Source organism: uncultured Gimesia sp., assembly GCF_937910335.1.
GTDB lineage: Bacteria > Planctomycetota > Planctomycetia > Planctomycetales > Planctomycetaceae > Gimesia.
The window spans coordinates 1-21,707 of sequence record NZ_CALEMX010000506.1 but is presented as its reverse complement, the minus strand read 5'-3'; the positions used below and the strand labels follow the sequence as shown (position 1 = coordinate 21,707).

Sequence of the window (21,707 nt, the reverse complement as noted above, 5' to 3'; positions counted from 1 at the left end):
GATTGCCATCAATTAGAATATCACGAATTTTGTAACGCTTGCCTTCGTTCACGGTATATTCAATTTGAACTCGTGAACGCTCTTTGTTGTAGCCGACTTTCTCTTTAATTTTCACATCGAAGAAACCCAGGCCATTATAGTATTGCTTGAGTGAGATTAAATCATCTTGCACTGTGGAAGGATCATATTTTCCCCCCAGAATACTTAAACCGAGTGGTGCTTTTTTTGTTTGCAGTTTTGTTTTGAGTACACCTGAGCGAACGAACTTATTTCCGTGGAATTTGATACCCGAAACAACAACTTTCGGCCCTTCTTTAATCTTGAAAATCACCTGACGGTCATTGGCATCATTGCCTTTGAGCAGTTCAATTTCAGCAAATCGGTATCCGCGTTCCACATAAAGCTGCTTGATGCGATGAACGGATTCCTGGTTCGCAGAAATATCAAAGGGAGAACCGACTTTCAATCCGGTTGTCGCCGCCAATCGCTTGGTTTTGATTTTCTTGTTTCCACGGAATTCCACTTTTTCAACGATCGGACGTTCTTTGACTTTGAATATTAGAACCAGTCCCTGATCCGTTTTTCGATAAACGGGTTGTACACTGGAGAACCAGCGAGTCGCGAAGAGCTGTCGCACATCTTCGATCACTTGATCGCGAGAGGCAGGTCGCCCGCGTTGAATTTTTGTTTTTTGTAAAATAGACAGCGAGGGAATCGATTCGTTTCCTTCCACGCGAATATCGAAGAGCGGTTCGTTAATAGAAATCGAACCCTTTTCTGCTTTCTGCGCAAAGGCTGAGTTCATCAAGGGATGAATCCCCGTGATGCAATCTCCGAATAATGTAATCTGAACCAGGATCAGGCCGAATGCCCATCGGAATGCGTTACCGCATCTGGCGTCAGATAAGACACCTCTTATCATGTCGAATCCAATTGTAATTTTTGCGAGAAAAGATATGAGGTTTACTTCAATGTGACAGGTTGAAATTCACTTTTTCGATGTCCCTGTGATCTCATGGAGGATATGAGGATTTGGGATTGTAAGACAGGAAAGTTACCCTCGGGTTAATTGTGGGTTGCGTAGAAATAACGAATAATGAAATCAGCTGCAAGATGAGTTTATCCATCACCATCAGATTTGATGAGATCGAATAAAAAAAAGCCCGGCATTGGTAGCTGGCTTGTAAGAATTACAAGATTCGTCGCTTTGTTCCCCGTTTCGATGACTAAATGTCAAATTTCGGGAGGCCGAATCAATGCCGTTATAACAACGGTATTACTCAGCCGTTGCCTGCAAATGACAGGCAACGCAGGATAGAACCACCTTGTTAACCGATGCCTGATCGCGATTTTGTATGTCCGCTGGATTTACAGCGCTGTCCCGCTGGGCAACCCAGAGGCATGGCTGCTGGCTCGATAAACCGTTCACTCCCGATGGAAGATAATAACTTCCGGGACCACCTGAAGAGATTCCCCATCCGATCAAAAAGCCAGCCAGCAAAATGAGCGCAGCCTGCATGAGTCGCTTTTGATAAGGCTTTGATTTGTGAGGTTGTTTTGTTACTTGACTGGTACGGGCTGCTGTTCTTAAGCGAGTCGCTGCCTGCTCAGCCATTCGTACACTTTCCTCAGAGAGAAAAGGTTTGCGCGTTTGTGGCAAAGCGGACGCTGATTCCCGCTCACCCGTTTGCTGGGCATCCGCAAAAAATCCAGTGAGCTCATCCGTCTCTGTCAGATCTTCTAGAAACTGGTGTAGAGGTTCCAGCGCTGGCGCAAGGGTGTCTTTCATCTGCTGACAACGAGGACATAATTGCAGATGCCAGAGCAGCTCCTCAGAATTGTGATCTGTAGGATGAGTCATTAAATCAAAAGCTTCGTCACAATTCATGATACATCTCCCTCCGAAGTTTTGCCTTCGGAAAAACGATGGGCCAATTTAAGCAATCCGTTTTTCACGCGTATTTTCGCTGCCGACAAACTACAATCCATGGTTAAAGCAATCTCAGAAAATTTCATTCCGCCAAAAAAACGAAGTCGCAATGCATCCGCCTGCACTTCCGATAACTCCGAAAGATATACCGCTAGAAGTTCAAATTGCTCTGTTTTTAAGGCCACCTGCAGAGGGGTCTCTGACGAACTGGGTTCGGGGATTTTTGTTGAATCTGCAGCAGCAAATGAGGAGCGTACGATTTCACGCGGCTGAAGTAATTCCCGTTTATAATGACGACGGCACAAATTCAAAAAAATCGTCCAGAGCCAGGTAGAGAACGCAAATTCCGGATTATATGAATCGCGGGCCGCAAAAGCGGATAAAAATGCTTCCTGCACCAGATCTTCTGCCGCCGAGATGTTGCCGTATTTACTCCAGGCAAATCTCAATAATCGATCGCGATAGCGCAACACTAACTCATCGAACAGAAGATATTCTCCTGCGCAGATGCGTTTCATAATGGTGGCGTCGTCTATCATAGAACGTGTCCGGGATTCTCGGTTCTCTCTTCAGTACAACCTGAAAAGTGCATTTTTAAACAGAATTCGTGCAGGCTCATTGTATCGAGTCCGATTCAGACAATGCAAGTTGAATCGTTTCTGTTCCGCCATTCCCGAATCTCATTTACTTTTTAAGATCAGCGCCGATTTGATAAATTTCTTCCGTATCAAGTAAGAGATCATTCGTTTCGAAGAGCTTACGGACGGCGGCTTTATGTATTTTCATTTTGGTGCCACCTATTCCGATCGCCCCGTAACAGAGGATACCATCCCGGTCGGTTGCTTTGTCCATCACGTCGACTTCTTCAATGCCTGCCGGAGGAACCGCGTTGAGATCAATGACCACTTTGAGTTGTTTCATCGGCTTCCAGCATGGCGCGGGTATGAGTTTGATTCCCGCTGCGCCGGCGGCGATGATGAGATTCGTTTCCCGGTTGGCTTCTTCAATCTGTTTATGATCTTTTAACGAAAGCGCCTTGAGTTTTGCGCCTTCGATGGTGTTCGCAATTGCATCACAGGTTGCTTGAGCACGCTCTTCCGAGCGGGATGCGAGGATTACATTCGCACCACGTTTTACCAGCAGTTGTGCCGCACGTTGTCCTACCGGACCGGTTCCGCCTAGAATCAGTGCTGTCGTTTCAGAAAAATCGAGATGTTTTCCCGCCGCCAATACAGCAGCAGCCGCGGTTGTGTTAGAACCGTTTGAATCCATCATGACCGAAACGCGTACCGGACCGAAAAATGTTTCCTGAATGCGTTGAAAGAGTGATTCTCCCTGTTTGACATTGCTGCCTCCGACAAAAATGGCAGTATGATGCAGATCTTGCGGCCCACGAGTAAACATCGCACCATGTACCAGGGATTCCACATTTTCGGGCGTGATTCCGCCATAACTCAGCAGTTCATCGACATCCGCATCGACGGCGACCACACGATCAAAAGTGCTGGGTTGCGCATCCGTGTCCAGTTGAATCAGAATTTTTTTCATGATAGTTCAAACACTCACCCAAAGCGTGAATTGTTAAAATTGTAAAAAAACCCCTGCTCTGAATGAACAGGGGTTTGATTTCGATCTTTGCACCTCTGCAGAAATTTCAACCAGCGTAGAAGGGGTGAGTAGCTTCACTCTTCTTAGCAAGCATTTCATCAACAGAAGGTTCATTGCTCATGGCACGAGCAATTGCTTCTTTGGTGGCTGCGTAGTTGTAATCGAAGATTTTCTTATCGTCATCCGCTTCCCAGTGAATGAAGACGCCACAGACAATGACCAGATCTTCGCATTGGTCTTTGGGAATGACTCCGGCTTCTACACTGTCGGCAACTGCTTTTGCGACGGCGTACTGAGCAGGTCCAAACATCTGAACGGCCTGTTTCGCACCTTTGATTGTGACCTTAGTCACCATGACAGTTGCTGGCTTCACAGCCAGATTTGGTGATAATACCGCTAATAAGTTGCTATGACCCATTTTCTGGCTGGACAGAGCGTTTGCAAAAGCTGCTCCGACGGGACCATTTTTGTCACCAATCAACAAATCGATATGAGAAACTTCATTACCTTCGCCTACAAGTGACTCACCGACAAACATTGACATTCTTCGTTCTCCATTTTGGATTAGGTTCTCACAATTATGCATCGCGCATAAAATTAAAACAGATCATGAATACCGCAGTCCTAGAGGGACGGCGAAACAAACTGTCGTCAGGTTCGCCTTGGATCATTCGTAGCCTGCTTTCAGTAATAACAATTTAAGATCAGGATTGCCAGTAATTGGCTGGTAATCAGACTAAATCCTCCTAAAATTATTATTAAATTCCACCAGTACACGGTCTTATGAACAAACAAAATCAAACCGATTTTCCAGAGAATCCTCAATTACTGATTGTGGGTGCCAGTACGCGTGCCGCTGCATTTTCCGCGTTAAGAGCCGGTTTTCGACCTGTCTGCGTAGATCAATATGCAGACTCGGACTTGCTTGAGATCGCGGAAGTGATTCCCAAAACCGCTGTCAGCTCTGACTGGATCGAGACACTTTTGCAATACCCGCCGCTGGATTGGATCTATACCGGGGCGATGGAAAATCAGCCAGAATTCATCGGCCAAATCAGCCAGAAACATCTGCTGAGAGGCTGTGATTCGAACGTTCTGGAGCGCGCCCGGAATCCGTTTTTACTGGAACAGATACTTTCGCAGAGCAGAATTCAAGCAGCCCCTTGCCTTCCCGCTGGTTCATTATTTAGCGAAACAGAAAAATGGCTTTCTAAACCGTTCAAGGGTGCAGCCGGGGCTGGAATCCAGTTCGCTGATTCTCATGCCTCTACTCATTCAATCCAGGAAAACTGTTATCTGCAACGTTACGAACCGGGAATTCCCCTTTCTGCGTTGTTTATTTCGTTTCAGCAAGCCACCGTTCTTGTCGGAGTTTCCCTGCAGTTCATTGGAAATTCTGCCTTTCATGCTGACCCCTTTCAATTTTGTGGCGGCGTCACTCTCTCCCCTGTAGCTTCCTGGTTGAAAGAATTACTTGAAGAAACGGGGCAAACGATATCGCAGCATTGTCAAATTCAGGGAATTTTTGGTTGTGATTTCCTACTGAATCCGGAACAGGAAAATGAGATATGGCTCAATGAGGTCAATCCCCGCTACACGGCTCTGACAGAACTGTTTGAACTTCAATATTGCCTGCCACTGCTCCATTGGCATCTCGCCGCCTGTCGCTCGTTTGATGATACTCAGACTGGCAAAAATGCTCTCGAACAACTACAAAGCGAACTTGTTCTGTCCGAAAAACGGCGAAATCCACTCATTTCCAAAGGAATTCTCTATGCTGCTTCGAAAGTGAAAACACCGAAAATTGGCTGGAAGTCTTTCAGTACTGATCATCTCTATCAAATCCCCGAAAGTGCCGACATCCCCTGTTCGGATACGACAATTCATCCCGGTTCGCCAATTTGCACTGTTTATGGAGTCGGTGAGAATCTGCAGTCCTGTTTGCAGTCGCTGGCTGATAGAGTTGTGCATTATGAGCAGATTTTTGAGCAGGATTCATGTCGATCCAGGCAGCGTTCAGAGGTCTTTAACACATTCGTGCCCATAAATAAAATAGAAAAACTGTTTTTTCAGGGTTTTTCGCCAAGCAGGAATGATTCTCATTCGTTTCTTGAAGATTGAGCGCAATGGTTATAAAATTGAAATTTAGAAGATGACAATCAAATACAGATGAGCTTTTTTACAGTTAAGCCTTGTTATATAAAGGAAGAATGAAAGACCAATGCCCAAGTCAACAGATATCAAAATTGTTGAGGCAAAATTTTCCACAGAAGAAGTCCCTTTTCGAACACCGCTGAAGTTTGGTGGGCGGGTGATGGACAGCAGTGTTCTGCTCAATGTGGAAGTCGTTGTTGAAACGCGGAGTGGAAAACAGGGTATTGGAATCGGGAGTATGCCAGCCGGTAATATCTGGGCCTGGCCTTCTTCAGTCGTCAGTCCGGAAGACGGTCTGAAAGCCATGATCGAATTTCTGAAGGAAGCAGTTGATATTGCCAATATCTGTCCGGAAATTGCGCATCCGATTGATTTGATGTATCATATTTCTGCTGAATACCATTTCATGGCGAAAAAACTTTCGAAGCGATTAGGCCTGGAGGAAGAAATTCCTGAGTTGGCGCAACTGGTTGCATCGAGTCCCCTGGATGCCGCGATTCATGATGGGTTCGGACGTGCGAATCATATCAACAGTTATAATGGTCTTTCAAAAGAATTTATGACTCACGATCTGGAAGAGTATCTGGATGATCAATTCAAAGGGGAATATCTGGACCAATACACGTTAAGAGATCCCAAGCCGTCACTTCCAATTTACCATCTTGTAGGTGCGTTGGATCCAATCACCGAAGCGGATATCCCTGAACGCATTAATGACGGGCTGCCGGAAACACTGGGTGAGTGGATTAAAGCGGACGGACTGACGCATCTGAAAATCAAACTCTCCGGTGACAATCTGGACTGGGATATCAGCCGCGTGATTGCTGTTGAAAATGAAGCTGTCAAAGCACAGGGTGAACGTCGAAACGATACCTGGTTTTACTCGCTGGACTTCAATGAGAAATGTGAAAACGTAGATTATGTACTCGACTTTCTGAACAAAGTGCGCGAACAAACGCCGGCTGCCTTTGATCGAGTGCAGTACATCGAACAACCTACAAATCGTGATCTCAAAGCCAACCCTGAAAACAAAATGCATGAAGCGGCTAAAATCAAACCTGTCGTAATCGATGAATCGCTGGTAGATTATGAATCGCTGTTGCTCAGCCGTGATCTCGGCTATTCGGGCGTTGCTTTGAAAGCCTGCAAAGGCCAAACCGAATCGCTGTTTTTGGGTGCAGCTGCCCAGAAATTTGATATGTTTCTCTGTGTGCAGGATTTAACCTGCTGTGGTTATTCCTTCTTACATTCGGCCAGTCTGGCGGCCCGTATTCCGTCCATCGCTGCGATTGAAGGTAATGGCCGACAGTATTGCCCGGGACCGAACAAAAAGTGGAAACGCTCTTATCCCGGCATGTTTAATATTACTGACGGAACGGTAAAAACCGCTGAACTGAACGGTGACGGCTTAGGATTCTAAGCAGGGTCATGAATGTCCGCTACCAGACATTGTTGCGATTTTGGTACGCCTGGAAGTTGAAGAAGGCGAACAAAGCGAACATGATGCCGGCAAACCGAAAGTCTGACTTAAAGAAATAAAAGGCAAGGCCGCCGGCTGCCACCATTGAGATTTGAATCGCCAGGACATCGCCACCATTCCGTTTAACGGCCTTACAGATATCTTCGCAGATGTGCCCCCCATCCAGCGGTAGAACCGGTGCGAGATTGATCAACCCCCAATACAGGTTGATGAAATACAAGTAGTGAAATGTATTACTAACATAAAAGGATGCCTGCTGGCTCAAGTTATCCCAAAGACCATACCTGTTGTAAAAGAACTTGAAAAACATGACTGCGCCTAACAACCCGAAACCGGCCAAGGGACCTGCGGCTGACACGATGATCGAACGCTGCGTTGTCATGCCTGAATAAGGCTGAAACATAGCCAGTCCGCCGAAGTGATACAAAACGATTTCCGGAGGCCAGCCATAGTGTTTTGCCATGATCGCATGTCCCAGTTCATGCACTAGTATGGAGACAAAGACACAGGCAATCCAGATGAACGTCATTTTGATATCATTAGGGCTCCAGCCCATGTAAGCCGACACTGCCCAAAAGAGTGGGTGTACGCGCACGGGAATCCCGAACAGGGAAAACCGCAAATCAAATTCTGTGGGATTCACATTTCCCAGCATCGATCAAACTTTCTGTATTCGGTTTCAGCAAAACAGACTCGAATATGTTCTCTAAATTTTGTATTCTGCTCGCACTGTATCTTGGTCTTGAAACCAGGGCAATTGCAGATCAGACCTCTTCTGGTGGGGCATTAATCTCTCCGTTTTTATCTGACGCGTTTACAGTAATCAAATTGAGTCAGAAAAAACAGGCTTTCTCCAGATTCCCCTGACTTAACCCCCAGACTTAACATTGACGCATCTCACGAAACGGATACGATTTGCAGTCTTGATGGGCAGTGGGTCGCACAAGTTCTGACTCTGACTGAATCCTGACGGATCACTCAGAGTACTGCGGGGACACCCCGCGGGAGAAGAATTGACTATGCAACGACATGTGAAGTGTCGCAACGATAGACTTTTATCGTAGCAACACTTCGTCACAGGATCGGTTGTGCGGCCCGCTGGCCATTTTATCTTTTCAATATTTTTCAGGTAATCAGATCCATCAACCTGATAACAGGATTTCTGAATGGGTTTATTTCAATTTTTACGCCAGCTCTTGTTTGGTTCACCATCTAATCGTTCAGTTACCCCTTCTGAAACCGGGCAACCAGAGCGACGTATCGAGCGTTCGCGCGCTGCCCGTAAACCACGTCTCAAACCGTTTCGCTACAAAAGTGGAGATAAAGCTGAGATACCTGAAACGATAGAAGTTTCCTCTCCGCCGCACGAACTTGCCCGTTATGGATCTCGAACGGGTCATTATTTTGATATGACGCGGGATAGTGATGTTGAAAAGCTAGATCGGTACAATCTGCCTCAATTTCGCACACCGCTTGAACTTTCCCAATGGCTGGATATCCCGCTGGGAAAACTGGCCTGGTTGACGCATCGGTTTAATCAGTTTGATCGGCCGGATGATGTCGGTGATTCGCACTATGCTTATCACTGGCTACCCAAGCGAAATGGTTTTCGGCTGATAGAAGCCCCCAAACCTTTTTTGAAAATTGCACAGCAACAGATCCTGCAGGAGTTACTGAGCAAGATCCCCGTGCATTCTGCGGCACACGGATTTATCACCGGTCATTCCCCCGTCACCAACGCGCGGCCTCATGTGGGAAAACGCGTTGTCGTCAAATTTGATCTGGAGAATTTTTATACCAGTGTCAAATTTTCGCGTGTCGTTTCCATTTTCCGCAGTGTGGGTTATTGTCGTGAAGCAGCGATTTGTCTGGCACGACTGACAACTTCGGCAGTGCCCATGAGCATGCCGTTTCCTGATGGAAGCTTGCGCCCGCTTTATCCCTATCTGTCGCGTCATCTGCCGCAAGGTGCTTCCACATCCCCTGCACTGGCCAACCTGTCGGCCTTTTCACTGGATATCAGACTTTCAGGATTAGCACGTTCTTTTGGTGCCGACTACACGCGCTATGCCGACGATTTGACGTTTTCCGGATCAGATCAGTTTTTGCGTTCGTTGCGTGTCTTTATTCCACTCGTGGAGCAAATCATCCGATCGGAGCGATTCCAGGTAAATCATTCAAAAAGACGTGTGTTGCGAAATAATCAACAGCAGAAAGTGACAGGCGTTGTGGTCAACGAACATCCGAATGTCCCGCGTAAAGAATTCGATCTCCTCAAAGCGATACTTACGAATTGTATTCGTTCGGGACCTGTTAGCCAAAACCGGGAACAACATCCTGATTTCGCCAGCCATCTGCGCGGTCGTGTGGCTTATGTGCAACAACTCAACCCAAACCGTGGCCAGCGTTTACTACAGCTTTATGAACGAATCCGCTGGTAATTCCAATGTGAATCTTCTGGCTTGTTTCATACCTGCATTTTGAGGCATAATAGAGGCACCACTGCTCTGAAAGACCTGATTCTTTGGTGGTTTTTTTTGATCCCTGATTGAACCGATTTCGTTTAGTCAATCAGGGAGTAAAATTCGTGTTTATACCTTTCGATCAGTTAGGAACTATTGTGGGTGGATTTTTTCGAATCCTGTTTGCCAATCCCTATTTTAGAAACCTGTTAAAGCCCTTAACACGTTTCTTTATCGGTTTGATTGCCATCCCCATATTCCATCTGATTCTTAAGAAGGTCGTTCGTGTTCAAGAGATTGACGCGGAGCTGGAAAAAGACCTCGAACAGTGGTTTCGCGGTTCCTTATTACTCTTGGCAGCGACCGCCAATATGGAGGCAGCTTTGTTTGGCTGGGTTCCCATGAGTCTCCAGGGAACGGAAGGCTGGGTTTTGATGGGTTTTCGAATTATGCTGGCCATAGGTGTGATCGAAGCGATGCCTGATCAGGAATTATTTTCGATTATTCACCCTGGTCCACCCAAGCTAACGCTATCAAAAAAGTACGGCATTTTTCGTGAGTTGAGAGAAAAATGGAGGCCCATTCTGAAGGGTGTTGTCTGCCAGCATATCAACCGGTCCTCTCCCGTCTTCGCCATCCTGGCTGCTATCGCCGTCGATACAGTAGGTTGGGTCTGTTATGGAGTCGCGATTACTCATTATCTGATTATTGGCTTAGTGACTTCACGTGACCGCGCGCTGGATGTGCTCTCAGAATTTGATCGCAAGGTAACAATGCGCCGCCGCGAGTTAATTGAGGAGTTTGATCTGAATGATCAAGAAGTTGAAGCAGCAGATATCGAGAGAGACAAAAACGAAGAGCTTCAGGAAACAATGGAAACGCCGATGGACCAAGAGGACCAATCCAAAGCGTCTGCCTGAACTTGAACTGCCGATTATTCTTCAGTCTCTTCTTTCTTGGCAGCCTTCTTTTTTGTCGTCTTCTTTTTAGTGCTCTTTTTCGCTGGCGCTTTTTTGGTCGTCTTCTTTTTTGCAGCTGCTTTTTTTGTGGTTTTCTTGGCTGCTGCTTTCTTCGTTGTTTTTGCAGCCGCCTTCTTTTTAGTTGCCTTTTTCTTGGCTCCTGTTTTCGCCGCTTTGAGTTCAAGCCAGTCTACTGCCAGCTCCATGGTTACATTCTCGACTTCGTAGCCTTTGGGAATGGTGGCGTTGATTTTGCCATGTTTGACATAGGGTCCATAACGACCATCGAAAATTGCAACTGGCTCTTCGTCTTCCGGATGTTTTCCCAGGTCACGAATGGGGGTGGGCGCACTCCGCTGTCGTGCCTGCTTTAACAATTCCACAGCGCGGGGCAACTCGATTGTCAGGATATCGTCTTCCTTCGCCAGTGACTTGTAAACTTTGTCGTGCAGGACATAAGGGCCGAAGCGACCGATGCCCGCGTTTACTTTCTTGCCGGTTTCGGGATGCTCACCTAATCCGCGAGGCAGACTTAAATATTTCAGCGCCAGTTCGAAACTAACATCATCGGGATCGACGGTCTTGGGGATACTTACTCGTTTGGGCTTGGGTCCATCTTCAATGACATCCCCTAGTTGCAGGTAAGGGCCAAACGGACCGAATAACTTGTAAATCGGTGTATTTTCTTCAGGATGCATGCCCAGTGATTTCGGGCCCTCACTTTTCAGACGAATTAATTTTTCTGCCAGTTCATTCGTGAGATCAGCGGGTGCGATATTCTCAGGAATAGATGCGGAAATGGGATCTTCTTCTGCTCCATCTGTCACGTAAGGGCCATAGCGACCAACGCGTACCGCCGACTCGATCCCATCCAGATTCAAGGTACAGATTTCCCGTGCATCGATGGTCTCTTCTTTGGCCTTCACCTGTTCATCCAGGCCTGCTTCCCCGCGATAGAACTGATTGAGATAAGGTAACCGGTCCCCTTCACCGACGGCAATGTCATCCAGTTGCTGTTCCATGGCTGCGGTAAACTGCAAGTCGACCAGATTCGGAAAAAACTTTTCGAGCAACCGCGTGACGGCCAGCGCAGTAAATGTGGGCACAAGCTGACTGCCGACCTTATTCACATAGCCGCGGTCCTGGATTGTTCCGATAATGGAAGCATAAGTACTGGGACGTCCTACTCCTTCACTCTCCATTTTGCGAACGATAGTGGCTTCCGTATAGCGTGCGGGCGGTTTGGTTTCGTGCTTTAGAGGGTCAACCTGACTGGCTTCCAGCGCCTGATTTTCTTCCAAAGGTGGCAAGACAGATTCGCTGTCATCTAAAGCGGCTTCTGGATCATCAACACCTTCCACATAAGCGCGGAAGAAACCGGGAAATTCAACATGTCGTCCTGTAGCACGAAACTCGGCATTGTCGGCTGTGATTGTGACTGTTTGAAAACGTAATCTGGCTTCTTCCATCTGTGTCGCCATCGTTCGCATCCAGATCATTGCATATAATTTACCCTGCTGCCCTTTCAGGCCAATTTCATCAGCGGTTTTCATTAATTTTCCAGCGGGACGAATCGCTTCGTGTGCTTCCTGCGCGCCCTTGGATTTCGTATCAAAGCGGCGGATCTCCGGGTTGAGATAATCTTTACCATATAAATCTTCGATACGCTCACGCGATGCAGACACTGCTTCATTCGAAAGATTGACACTATCGGTACGCATGTAAGTGATATGACCATCTTCATACAACCGCTGGGCAACCTGCATGGTTTCACGAGCTGACATGTTCAGCTTGCGATTCCCCTCTTGTTGCAATGTACTGGTAGTAAACGGAGCTGGTGGCTTACGCGATTGCAGACGTTGCTCTACCGAAGTCACCTTCCAGTCCGATTTATTTACTCGTTCCAGCAACTCTTCCGCCTGCTGTTCGTTTAACAGTAAGACATCGGAACCCTCTTTGAGCTTGCCCGTTGATTCATCGAAGTCTTTACCGCTGGCAATTTTTTTCCCGCCAACGGTCATTAACATCGAATCAAATTCGGCTCCCTCGGAAGTTTTGAGCAGTGCCTTCAAATCCCAATAGGTACCGCTGCGAAAGGCGAGTCGCTCGAGTTCTCTCTGTACCAGAATCCGAACCGCGACTGACTGTACACGTCCGGCAGACAGTCCTCGTGCAATTTTTTTCCATAACAGTGGACTTAATGTAAATCCATACAAGCGATCCAGCACCCGACGCGTTTCCTGAGCAGAGACCAGATTCAAATCAAGGTCACGCGGATTGGCAATGGCTTCCTGAATGGCTTCTTTGGTGATTTCCGAGAAAACCATCCGTTTTACAGGTACTTTAGGCTTTAGTAATTCGGCCAAATGCCAGCCGATGCTTTCGCCTTCGCGGTCTTCGTCCGTCGCGAGAATCAGCTCTTGAGCATCCTTCAGAGCGTCTTTGAGTTCTTTGACGGTTTTTTTCTTGTCTTGGGGAACCAGGTAATAAGGCTCGAATTCTGACTCGACATTGACCCCTAATGTGGCCCATTTGTGTTTTTTCTTGAATTCCGTCGGGACATCTGAGGCCTTGGTCGGTAGATCACGAACGTGCCCCATACTGGCCAGAACCTTATAGTCACTACCTAAATAGCCGCCGATTTTCTTGGCTTTGGCCGGTGACTCAACGATCACCAATGCTTTTAGCTTTTTCTTTGCCACCAGACCTGCCCTTCCTGAGAAATCGACCTAAACCTTGTCACCAAAGTCATGCTGGCTACAATATGCAGCTCAACTTTTGCAAATTTGCATGTATTTTGAATCGTTGTATGAATCCGTTTGATAACTTTATCTCGGCAATCCATAACCGCCACAAAAGTCTCTGTCAAGGCTGTATTTATTTTTTTCACCTCTGATTCTGCCTTGAAAGGGGGGACTTTTCGTGGAAAGAACAAGCCGGAAACAGCAGGATTCTTTGAGAGATGACTTTCATGAACGACCGGAATAAATTACAACACATGAAATAAACGGAAAACTCTTTTCCAATGGGAAGATACGAACAGCGGACATCCCCTCAATTGAAGCTCGCTGACACCACATTTTTGCTACCGGAAATCGATTTTAATCGACTTGCAGACTGAAGAAGGAAACAGAATGGCCTCGCCACTGGAATTGTTTCGTAAAAAACAAAAAGTATTAATGGTTCCGCTCACCATCCTGGCCATGTTTGCGTTTATCGTCATGGATCAGTTGAAACCCGAGCAGATTCCGCCAATTTTGGGAATGCTGGTATTCGGACCTCTGTTCTGGTACCTCGGAAAAGACCGTGGAAAGGGAACACAGTTCGCGGTCTTCGGAATCATTATCGGTTTCTTTGTGGGTTATATGAATATGCCTCGCCAGGGTGCTGCGACGGTTGTGACGAGTACTGCGGGCAACATCGACATCAGGGAATATAATGACCTCGTCAAAAATCGGCAGATAGCCAATCAGTTTGTCAGCAGGACTTATTACGCATCATTGCCCGAGGAAGAACAGGAACGCGCCCAACCTCCACGTGGCGCTCTGTTTGGTTTTGGCCGGAATACTGAAGATGATATCATCCTTGAATTTCTGTTCCGCAAAGAAGCGGAAAAAATGAATCTGATTGTTTCTGATGAGACAGTCACTCAATATATTTCCCGCTACACAAATAATAAACTCAGCAAAAATGCTTTCCAGAAGACCTGTCAGACCATGCGGGTGACGGAAGGACAGATCTATGATGTTCTCAGGGATCAAATCCAGGCCCGGCTCGCGTTTCAAATGCTTAGGCCTGAAGTTTCACTGACCCCCGATCAGTACTGGAACTTCTACAAAAAATTCAATGTACGCGAAGAACTTGAATTGGTGGCTCTACCGGTAAAAGCCTTTGAAGACGAGGTTGCCGCCCCTACTGAAGTGGAAAAGAAAGCATTTTTCGAAAACTACAAAAGTGTGTTTCGAAATGAGAAAAGCCCCGGCTCACCCGGATTACGACAGCCACAAAAGGTGCAAGTTGAATATTTACTGGTTGACTTTGAAGAAACAGAAAAACTGGTTCCGCCAGTCACTGATGCCGAAATCAAAACGTTTTACGAAGACAACAAGGAACGCCTCTACAAAAATAACCCGATTCCTGATTCGCCTGACATGCAGGCACCAGGTGGACCCTCATTGGATCAGCCCATAGAAGCGGTCAAGCCGGTTAGTTCAGCCACGCCTGAAAAAACCGAAAAGAAACCAGCGGCTCCCGCAAAACCTCAGCCGACATCCGGTCAGAAAATAAAACCAAAAAAAGAAGCTCCAAAAAAAGAAGCTCCAAAAAAGGAAGCTCCCAAAAAGGAAACTCCCAAAAAGGAAACTCCCAAAAAGGAAACTCCCAAAAAGGAGACTCCAAAGAAGGAGGCACCTCAGAAGAAGACCGAGAAGAAGAAAGAAGAATCGAGTGCTTTGGAATCTGATTTCACTACGTTTGTCTCACTTCTGGATGAAAAGCCTGCTGACGCTCCTGTGAAGGCCTCCAAACCTGGTGCATCATCGGCAGAGAAAAAACCGGGGGCAGAGAAAAAACCGGGGACTCCCACAACAGCACCAGCGCCGCTCGAACCGTATCGTCCGTTAAATGATGATCTGAAAAGTGAAATTCGTGATCAACTGCTGAGAGAACGTACGCTGGCGTTGATGAAGAAAAAGATCTCAACCGCTCTGATCTATATGAATGATCTTACCTATCGAATTACAAGCCCTGCTGAAGAGGGTGTGGCGCCTCCGACCCCCAAAGAGGTCACGGCGCTGTTAAAAAAATATGCTACCGAGCATCAGTTGATCTACAATATCACGCCTCTGATGTCGGCCCAGGAAATGGAAGAGTCAGAGAAATACCCTCTGGGAACAGCAAAAGAGCCGACGCTGAATCAATTTGCAGCGCAGCCGAGAACTGCCATTGAACAACTGTTCGAGACACCCGTCGAGCTGCTTTACACGGCCTATGAAGCGGAAGACTCATTTTCCAGTGCATTGCTGGGCTACTGGAAAGTCAAACATATCGACGCCATGATTCCCAAATTTGATGATCCTAAAATTGATCAGCTCATCACCGATCAGATGAAACTGGAGCGTGCCAGACCGCTTGCATTAAAACGGGCTGAAGCATTGCAAAAGCTGATTACGGACGCGGGTGATAAACCAATGCCTGAAGCTTTGAAAGGGCAAACCGTTACTGGGAAAAAAGAGGGAGAGACGCTTTCGACTCAGACAACCGAATCGTTCAGTTGGATGCGCACCTCGACCGCTGGCGCGAGTAACCCGTTCTCAATGCCTCGTCCCGAGTTATCCACTATCAGCGCCATCGATGGTGCGGGTAACGACTTGATGGAACAGATTTTTGATAATCTGAACAATGGGGAAGCAGGCACGGCCATGAATGTAGACAAATCGGTCTGCTATGTTGTGAAAGTGATGAATCGAATTCCTTCGACGCCTGGTGGCGTGACCGCCATGTATCAGGAATTCTTGAAAACTGACCTCTTCTTCTTTTTCTCTCCCTATCTGCCTTTGGCTCAAAATGAGCAACAGCAGACGAACTTCGAGTGGAGTCAGGAACTGGAAGCGAAATATCAGGTTCAAAAATTCTTTGAACAGTTAGAAGCAGAAGAAGAAAGAGTGGAGTAACCCGCTGAAAATTAACGGTTTGTGTCTTGCCTGACATAAGCCGTTTTTTTTAATCTTGAACTTGATTTTCATTGAATTCAAAATTATTTTATTCTGAAGAGAGTCATGAACCCGCCTTTTTTCAGGATATCAGGGTGAGTCATCATATGAGAATATTGATTGTTTCCCCAGCGTCTGGCTGATCGAAATCACCTTAATTCGCATCAGTCTACAGTCCTTTGGCCCCCTGATTTACATCAGCATGAAACCAAAGAAGATCCGGGTAACTCAAAACGTACTCTCCCCCTTTGTTGTATTTTAGGCAGCTTCAAGTTAAAAATGGACATGTTCAGTGAGTTTGCTGTTATCTGACTGAAAAATAGAGAACTTCAGTTTAGACCTTCAGCATTCACTCTATTCTGTTGAATCCACCCACGAGAAAATCATCGGGAGTTTTATTGCAATGTCGGAACAGGTTCAGCAATCTTCTACGGAGAAGCCAGTAGCTTCTTCGCAGCGGGAGATGATCGAAGCCATCGGATTGAGCAAATTCTATGGCCAGTTCACTGCAACAAAAGATGTGACATTTTCCGTACCCCGAGGTCAGGTTGCCGCCTTTCTGGGCCCCAACGGTGCAGGAAAATCAACCACAATGAAACTGCTCTCCGGTTTTCTTTCACCTAGTGAAGGTCGTGCCCTTGTCGGCGGATTTGATATGAGTACCCATCGTATCGAAGCCAGCCAGAAACTCGGCTATCTACCTGAAAACGGTCCACTGTATGAAGAGATGACGCCTCAGGGATTTTTGAAATACGCTGGAAGTGTGCGTGGGATGTCGAGTGCGGAACTCAGTAATCGACTTGAATTTGTCTCGGATAAATGCGACCTGAGTAGTGTCTGGAAAAAGCCAATTCGAAAATTATCGCGTGGTTTCAGACAACGTGTGGGGATGGCACAGGCACTGCTGCATGATCCGGATATTTTAATTCTGGACGAACCAACGAGCGGATTAGACCCGAATCAGAATCAAACCATGCGCGACTTGATTCGCGACCTGGGGAAGACAAAGACTATTTTACTCTCTACACACATTCTGCAGGAAGTCAAAGCGGTCTGCAGCCGAGTGATCCTGATCAATCAGGGCCTGGTTGTGTTTGATGGCTCTGTAGATGAGCTGGGCACGACTCAGGATGATATGGAAACAAGTTTCCATAAACTGACACACGCGTAATATCTGTTATTAGATCTGTTCTTGATTCAAAATAAAGCTGTCGTAAGGACTCTTCCATTATGTTGCGGAATAACGTTGTATTGGCCGTCTTCAAGCGAAACGTACAAAGCTACTTTTCCGGCGTGCTGGGTTATCTGTTTATTGTTGTGTTCGTTGTCGCTGGTGCTTTTGCTGCCTTTAATCAGCAATTTTTCGCGAACAATCTGGCGAATCTGGATCAATTGACAACCTGGTTTCCTTTACTTCTGTTGTTCATTATCCCGGCGATTACGATGGGAGTCTGGGCAGACGAAAAAAAGCTGGGGACCGATGAGCTGCTATTTACGCTGCCGGCTTCCGATGTTGAGATATTACTAGGCAAATTCTTCTCAGTACTCGCCGTTTACACGATTGCACTATTGTTTTCCGTCACGCATGTTTTTGTGTTATGGCGTATCGGTAATCCTGATCTCGGATTAATGTTTGCAACATTTTTTGGTTACTGGCTGGCCGGTGCCTCCTTACTGGCCGCGGGTATGTTTGCTTCCGCATTAACCAGCAGCACAACGGTTGCCTTTGTATTGGGAACCGCCATCTGCGCCGTACCGATCTTCATCGGTCTCATTGCTCCCTCAAGCAAGTTGATTCAAAGCCTGAGTCTCGTAATGCAATTTCAGGATTTTGGCACGGGAGTGCTGCCTCTGGGAGCGATTCTCTATTTTACTTCCCTGGCAATCATGATGTTATATTTAAATCAGGTTCTGATTACCCGCAGGCACTGGAGTGCTCAGGTACAGAGTTCAATGGGCCTGCAATACCTGGTTCGTACGATCTCTCTGGTAGTGATTCTGATCAGTGTCAACGTGATTGTCTCTTATGGCAGCAGCCGGATTGATATGACCCAGGAAAAAGTATTCAGTCTGTCACAAACCACAAAAGATTTGATTGGCAAAATTGATAAAAAGAATCCGATTACAATTGAAGCGTTCATCAGTCCGGAGGTTTCTCGAGAATACGTACCCATTCGCAAGCGGTTAATCGGACTGCTGCGTGAATACGATCAGATGGGTGGTAAAAGATTGCAGGTTCGCTTTGTGAAAGTTGTTCCTTTCAGTAAGGAAGAGGAAGAAGCCCGCCTGTTGAATATCACCGCAGAACGCGTTCAAACCGAACGTGGCGGACGGGCATTTGTCGATACAATTTTCATGGGAGCAGTTGTCAAAAGCGGCACCGATGAAGTCGTAATCCCCTTCTTCAATGTGGGAACCCCCATCGAATATGAATTGACACGTTCCATCCGTACTGTCTCCAAAGATGACCGCCTGACCGTGGGTATTTTAAATACCGACGCCAAGATTTTTGGTGGATTTGACATGGCCGCCGGCGGGAATCAACCTTCGTGGCTGATTGTCACTGAATTAAAGAAACAGTATCGGGTACAATCGGTTTCTCCCGACTCCCCGATCAGTGATACGGAGTACGATGTCCTGCTTGCGGTTCTGCCCTCTTCATTGACCCAGCCGCAGTTGAAGAATCTGGTAGACTATGTGAAAAAAGGAAAACCCACGCTGATCTGCGATGACCCTCTCCCGGTATTTGGTGGGGGAAGAGGAATTCAAAGTGCCCCACGGATGCCGAAACCAAGTCCCGGTGGTGGCATGATGGGTATGCGGCAACCGCCGCCGACACCTAAAGCAGATGAAGGGCGTTTGACTTCGCTGCTGAATGTATTACAAATTGCCTGGAACAATGGTGAAGTTGTATTTGACTATTTTAATCCGCACCCGGAATTTGCCGAAGTGGTGCGACCTGAGTTGATTTTCATCACTCCTAAAAGTGGGACGCGCAGCGCCTTCAGTTTGAACAGCAATATCACGAGCGGACTGCAGGAAATATTGACATTCTTCCCCGGGAGCATTCGTCCCCGCAAAGATCGGGATTTGAATTTTGAACCGTTACTGAGAACCGGTCCGAATTCCGGGCTGCTGGACTGGGGTGAAATTACCAGTCCGTTTTTCAATTCCGTCCGAATTGCACAAGATCCACCACGTGTGATTGACACCGATGCACACGTACTGGCGGCACATATCACTTCCACTCCCAAGTCAAAACAGAAAGATATTAATGTCATTTTTGTCGCAGATGCGGACCTGATTTCCAATGAGTTATTCAATATCCGTGAACGCCAGGCATTTGGCTTGAAAATTGATAACGTCACGTTTTTGTTAAATTGTGTTGATCAACTGGCGGGCGATGACTCTTACATCGCACTGCGAAAACGTCGTGAAAAACACCGCACTCTGACACTTGTCGAGCGCGAAACATCAGTCTTCGTGAAAGAACGTAATGAAGAACGGGAAAAAGCAACAGAAACGGCAGATGCGAAACTGCAGGAAGCCCGTGACCGCCTGAAAGCGGAACGCGAGAAAATCGAACAGAATAAAACACTCGATACTCGCACGAAACAAATCATGCTTCGAATGGCTGAGGAAAATGAAAGTCGACGACTGGAAGTTGACGAAGCCAAGATAGAACGGGAAAAGCAGCAAGAGATTGAGAAAATTAAAGCCCGGACAGAACGCCAGATTCGCGAAATCGAAGACCGTATCCGCTGGTATGCGATTCTCGTGCCTCCCTTCCCGGCAATTCTGTTAGGTATCTGTTTCCTGTTTTTCAGCCTGAAAAATGAAAACCAGAATATTTCGCCTGACCGGCGAGTAAATAAATAGTCAGCTGTTAAGAGAGAAATACTGAACTGCGTCCTGTTGGAATTCCATTTAAACCACTGTTTTTGAGTAACTCGTTTGCCATGAATGAAACGACCAGAACACTGACCTACGTAGGTATTGCTGTCGCTGCCTTAATTGCCGCTTTCGTAGCCGATAGAACATCTCAACCCACTGTGTTGACAGGCTATGAAAACGTGGGAGAAGAATTCTATCCTGAATTTGCTGATCCGACGCAGGCTAGATCGTTGCGTGTCGTCAGCTATAACGAGGATTCTGCCACTCTGAAAGTATTTAATGTAGAATTCAAAGATGGTGTCTGGAAAATCCCTTCGCATCATGGCTATCCGGCAGATGCAGAAGCAGAACTGGCCGAAACCGCAGCCTCTGTAGTAGGCGTCGTTCGAGGAGCGCTGGAAAGCAGACGCAAGAGTGATCACGAACGCTTTGGTGTGATTGACCCTCTGGATGAATCAAATACAAATCTCAAAGGACGAGGCCAAAGGTTGACTCTCTCGAATGAGGGAGGCACACCCCTGGTTGATTTTATTATCGGTAAAGCCGTTCCCGAACAAGCGGGTGAATTCTATGTCCGCAAAGTCGATGAGGATTCGGTCTATCGTACCAAACTCAAAATCGATCTTTCCTCCGAATTTTCTGACTGGATTGAACCGGATCTGCTGAAAGTGGAACGAGATCGACTGATGGAAATCATTGTCAATAAATATTCGATCGACGAAGGAAAGCGCCGGATTGTGAACCGGGAACTGTCGACACTCACCCGTAAAAAGTCTACTGATCCCTGGGAACTGAAAGGTTTGAATAAAGAGACGGAAAAGGTAAATACCGCTGACGTCAATCAGATGGTCAATACTCTGGACGACTTGAAGATTCAAGGCATCCGCCCCAAACCAACGGGAATTGCATCGGAGCTGAAAAAATCGGGACAACTCCGTTTGAATCCTGTTGATTTTGTAGATCTGCAAAGCAAAGGTTTCATACTGGCCAGTGATCCACAGGGCAATCAGCAACTGGTTTCGAATGAAGGCGAAGTCATCGCCGCCACAAATCAGGGTGTTGTGTATTCACTTTACTTCGGTGAAATTTTCACTGGAAGTGCACTGGATATCGAAGTCGGCGATAGTGGTAAGAAAGCAGACGAAAAATCCAAAGAGAAAAAAGAGAAGTCGGCTGACTCAGCAGCTGCCAAAGATCCCGAGAAAAAAGCGGATCCTAAGGCAGATGATAGTGCCTTAAAAACGAGCCGTTATCTGTTTGTTACTGTTTCATTTGATCCTTCATTCCTTGGCGATCCTCCACAAAAACCTGTAGAACCCAAAAAGCCCGCCGATCTCAAGGCAAAAACGGGTGCCGACAAAAAAGAAGCGAAAGTAGAAGAGAAAAAACCTGCTGATAAGAAACCAGCCGATAAAAAAGATGACAAGGCCAAAAAAGAAGAGAAGCCAAGCCCCGCGGCCGCGTATGAAGTCGCACTGAAAAAATATCAGTCGGAACTGAAAACTTATG

General features: G+C 46.7%; 15 protein-coding genes. 8 read left to right on the top strand and 7 right to left on the bottom strand.

Features of this window, described 5'->3' with window-relative positions; translation table 11 throughout:
- From Q0668_RS20815 to fae, 5 genes are all read right to left on the bottom strand, one after another.
- A partial coding sequence (locus Q0668_RS20815; RefSeq protein ID WP_298868154.1) for a POTRA domain-containing protein occupies positions 1–805 on the bottom strand: 805 nt, incomplete at its 3' end.
- Between the two features lie 471 nt (positions 806–1,276).
- A complete protein-coding gene (locus Q0668_RS20810; protein WP_298868152.1) occupies positions 1,277–1,888 on the bottom strand; it encodes a hypothetical protein in 612 nt (203 codons plus the stop codon).
- On the bottom strand, positions 1,885–2,469 hold the full coding sequence (locus Q0668_RS20805; protein WP_298868150.1) for an RNA polymerase sigma factor: 585 nt from the start codon (positions 2,467–2,469) through the stop codon (positions 1,885–1,887). The genes Q0668_RS20810 and Q0668_RS20805 overlap by 4 nt, the downstream gene beginning before the upstream one ends.
- A 145-nt stretch (positions 2,470–2,614) precedes the next feature.
- Positions 2,615–3,478 (bottom strand): NADP-dependent methylenetetrahydromethanopterin/methylenetetrahydrofolate dehydrogenase, encoded by an 864-nt coding sequence (locus Q0668_RS20800; RefSeq protein ID WP_298868149.1) that lies wholly within the window; start codon positions 3,476–3,478, stop codon positions 2,615–2,617.
- Positions 3,479–3,584: 106 nt separating this feature from the next.
- Positions 3,585–4,082 carry a formaldehyde-activating enzyme gene (gene fae, locus Q0668_RS20795; protein ID WP_298868147.1) on the bottom strand — a complete coding sequence of 166 codons (498 nt, stop codon included), beginning with the start codon at positions 4,080–4,082 and terminating at the stop codon, positions 3,585–3,587.
- A gap of 239 nt (positions 4,083–4,321) precedes the next feature.
- On the opposite strand from fae, the gene Q0668_RS20790 reads away from it, so the two are divergent.
- Positions 4,322–5,659, top strand: a complete 1,338-nt coding sequence (locus tag Q0668_RS20790) for an ATP-grasp domain-containing protein (RefSeq protein WP_298868146.1) — start codon at positions 4,322–4,324, stop codon at positions 5,657–5,659.
- 100 nt (positions 5,660–5,759) lie between these two features.
- The gene (locus Q0668_RS20785; RefSeq protein WP_298868145.1) at positions 5,760–7,112 is read left to right on the top strand and encodes an enolase C-terminal domain-like protein; all 1,353 of its coding nucleotides are present in this window, start codon (positions 5,760–5,762) and stop codon (positions 7,110–7,112) included.
- A gap of 19 nt (positions 7,113–7,131) precedes the next feature.
- Here Q0668_RS20785 and Q0668_RS20780 read toward each other — a convergent pair whose 3' ends face one another.
- Entirely contained in the window at positions 7,132–7,827 is a 696-nt protein-coding gene (locus tag Q0668_RS20780) for a site-2 protease family protein (RefSeq protein WP_298868144.1), read from the bottom strand.
- A gap of 511 nt (positions 7,828–8,338) precedes the next feature.
- Between Q0668_RS20780 and Q0668_RS20775 the strand changes: the two genes are divergently transcribed.
- Entirely contained in the window at positions 8,339–9,613 is a 1,275-nt protein-coding gene (locus Q0668_RS20775; protein ID WP_298868143.1) for a reverse transcriptase family protein, read from the top strand.
- 146 nt (positions 9,614–9,759) lie between these two features.
- Positions 9,760–10,554, top strand: coding sequence for a DNA topoisomerase I (locus Q0668_RS20770; protein WP_298868142.1), 795 nt, complete (start codon positions 9,760–9,762; stop codon positions 10,552–10,554).
- Positions 10,555–10,568: 14 nt separating this feature from the next.
- On the opposite strand, the gene topA is transcribed toward Q0668_RS20770, so the two are convergent.
- Positions 10,569–13,295, bottom strand: a complete 2,727-nt coding sequence (gene topA / locus Q0668_RS20765; RefSeq protein WP_298868141.1) for a type I DNA topoisomerase — start codon at positions 13,293–13,295, stop codon at positions 10,569–10,571.
- 432 nt (positions 13,296–13,727) lie between these two features.
- Here topA and Q0668_RS20760 point away from each other — a divergent pair, with 432 nt between their 5' ends.
- The 4 genes from Q0668_RS20760 to Q0668_RS20745 all read left to right on the top strand — a co-directional run.
- The gene (locus tag Q0668_RS20760) at positions 13,728–16,265 is read left to right on the top strand and encodes a SurA N-terminal domain-containing protein (protein WP_298868140.1); all 2,538 of its coding nucleotides are present in this window, start codon (positions 13,728–13,730) and stop codon (positions 16,263–16,265) included.
- 442 nt (positions 16,266–16,707) lie between these two features.
- On the top strand, positions 16,708–17,475 hold the full coding sequence (locus tag Q0668_RS20755) for an ABC transporter ATP-binding protein (RefSeq protein WP_298868138.1): 768 nt from the start codon (positions 16,708–16,710) through the stop codon (positions 17,473–17,475).
- A 59-nt stretch (positions 17,476–17,534) separates the two neighbouring features.
- On the top strand, positions 17,535–20,183 hold the full coding sequence (locus tag Q0668_RS20750) for a Gldg family protein (protein ID WP_298868135.1): 2,649 nt from the start codon (positions 17,535–17,537) through the stop codon (positions 20,181–20,183).
- Between the two features lie 80 nt (positions 20,184–20,263).
- The coding region (locus tag Q0668_RS20745; RefSeq protein WP_298868133.1) for a DUF4340 domain-containing protein at positions 20,264–21,707 on the top strand (1,444 nt) is incomplete at its 3' end.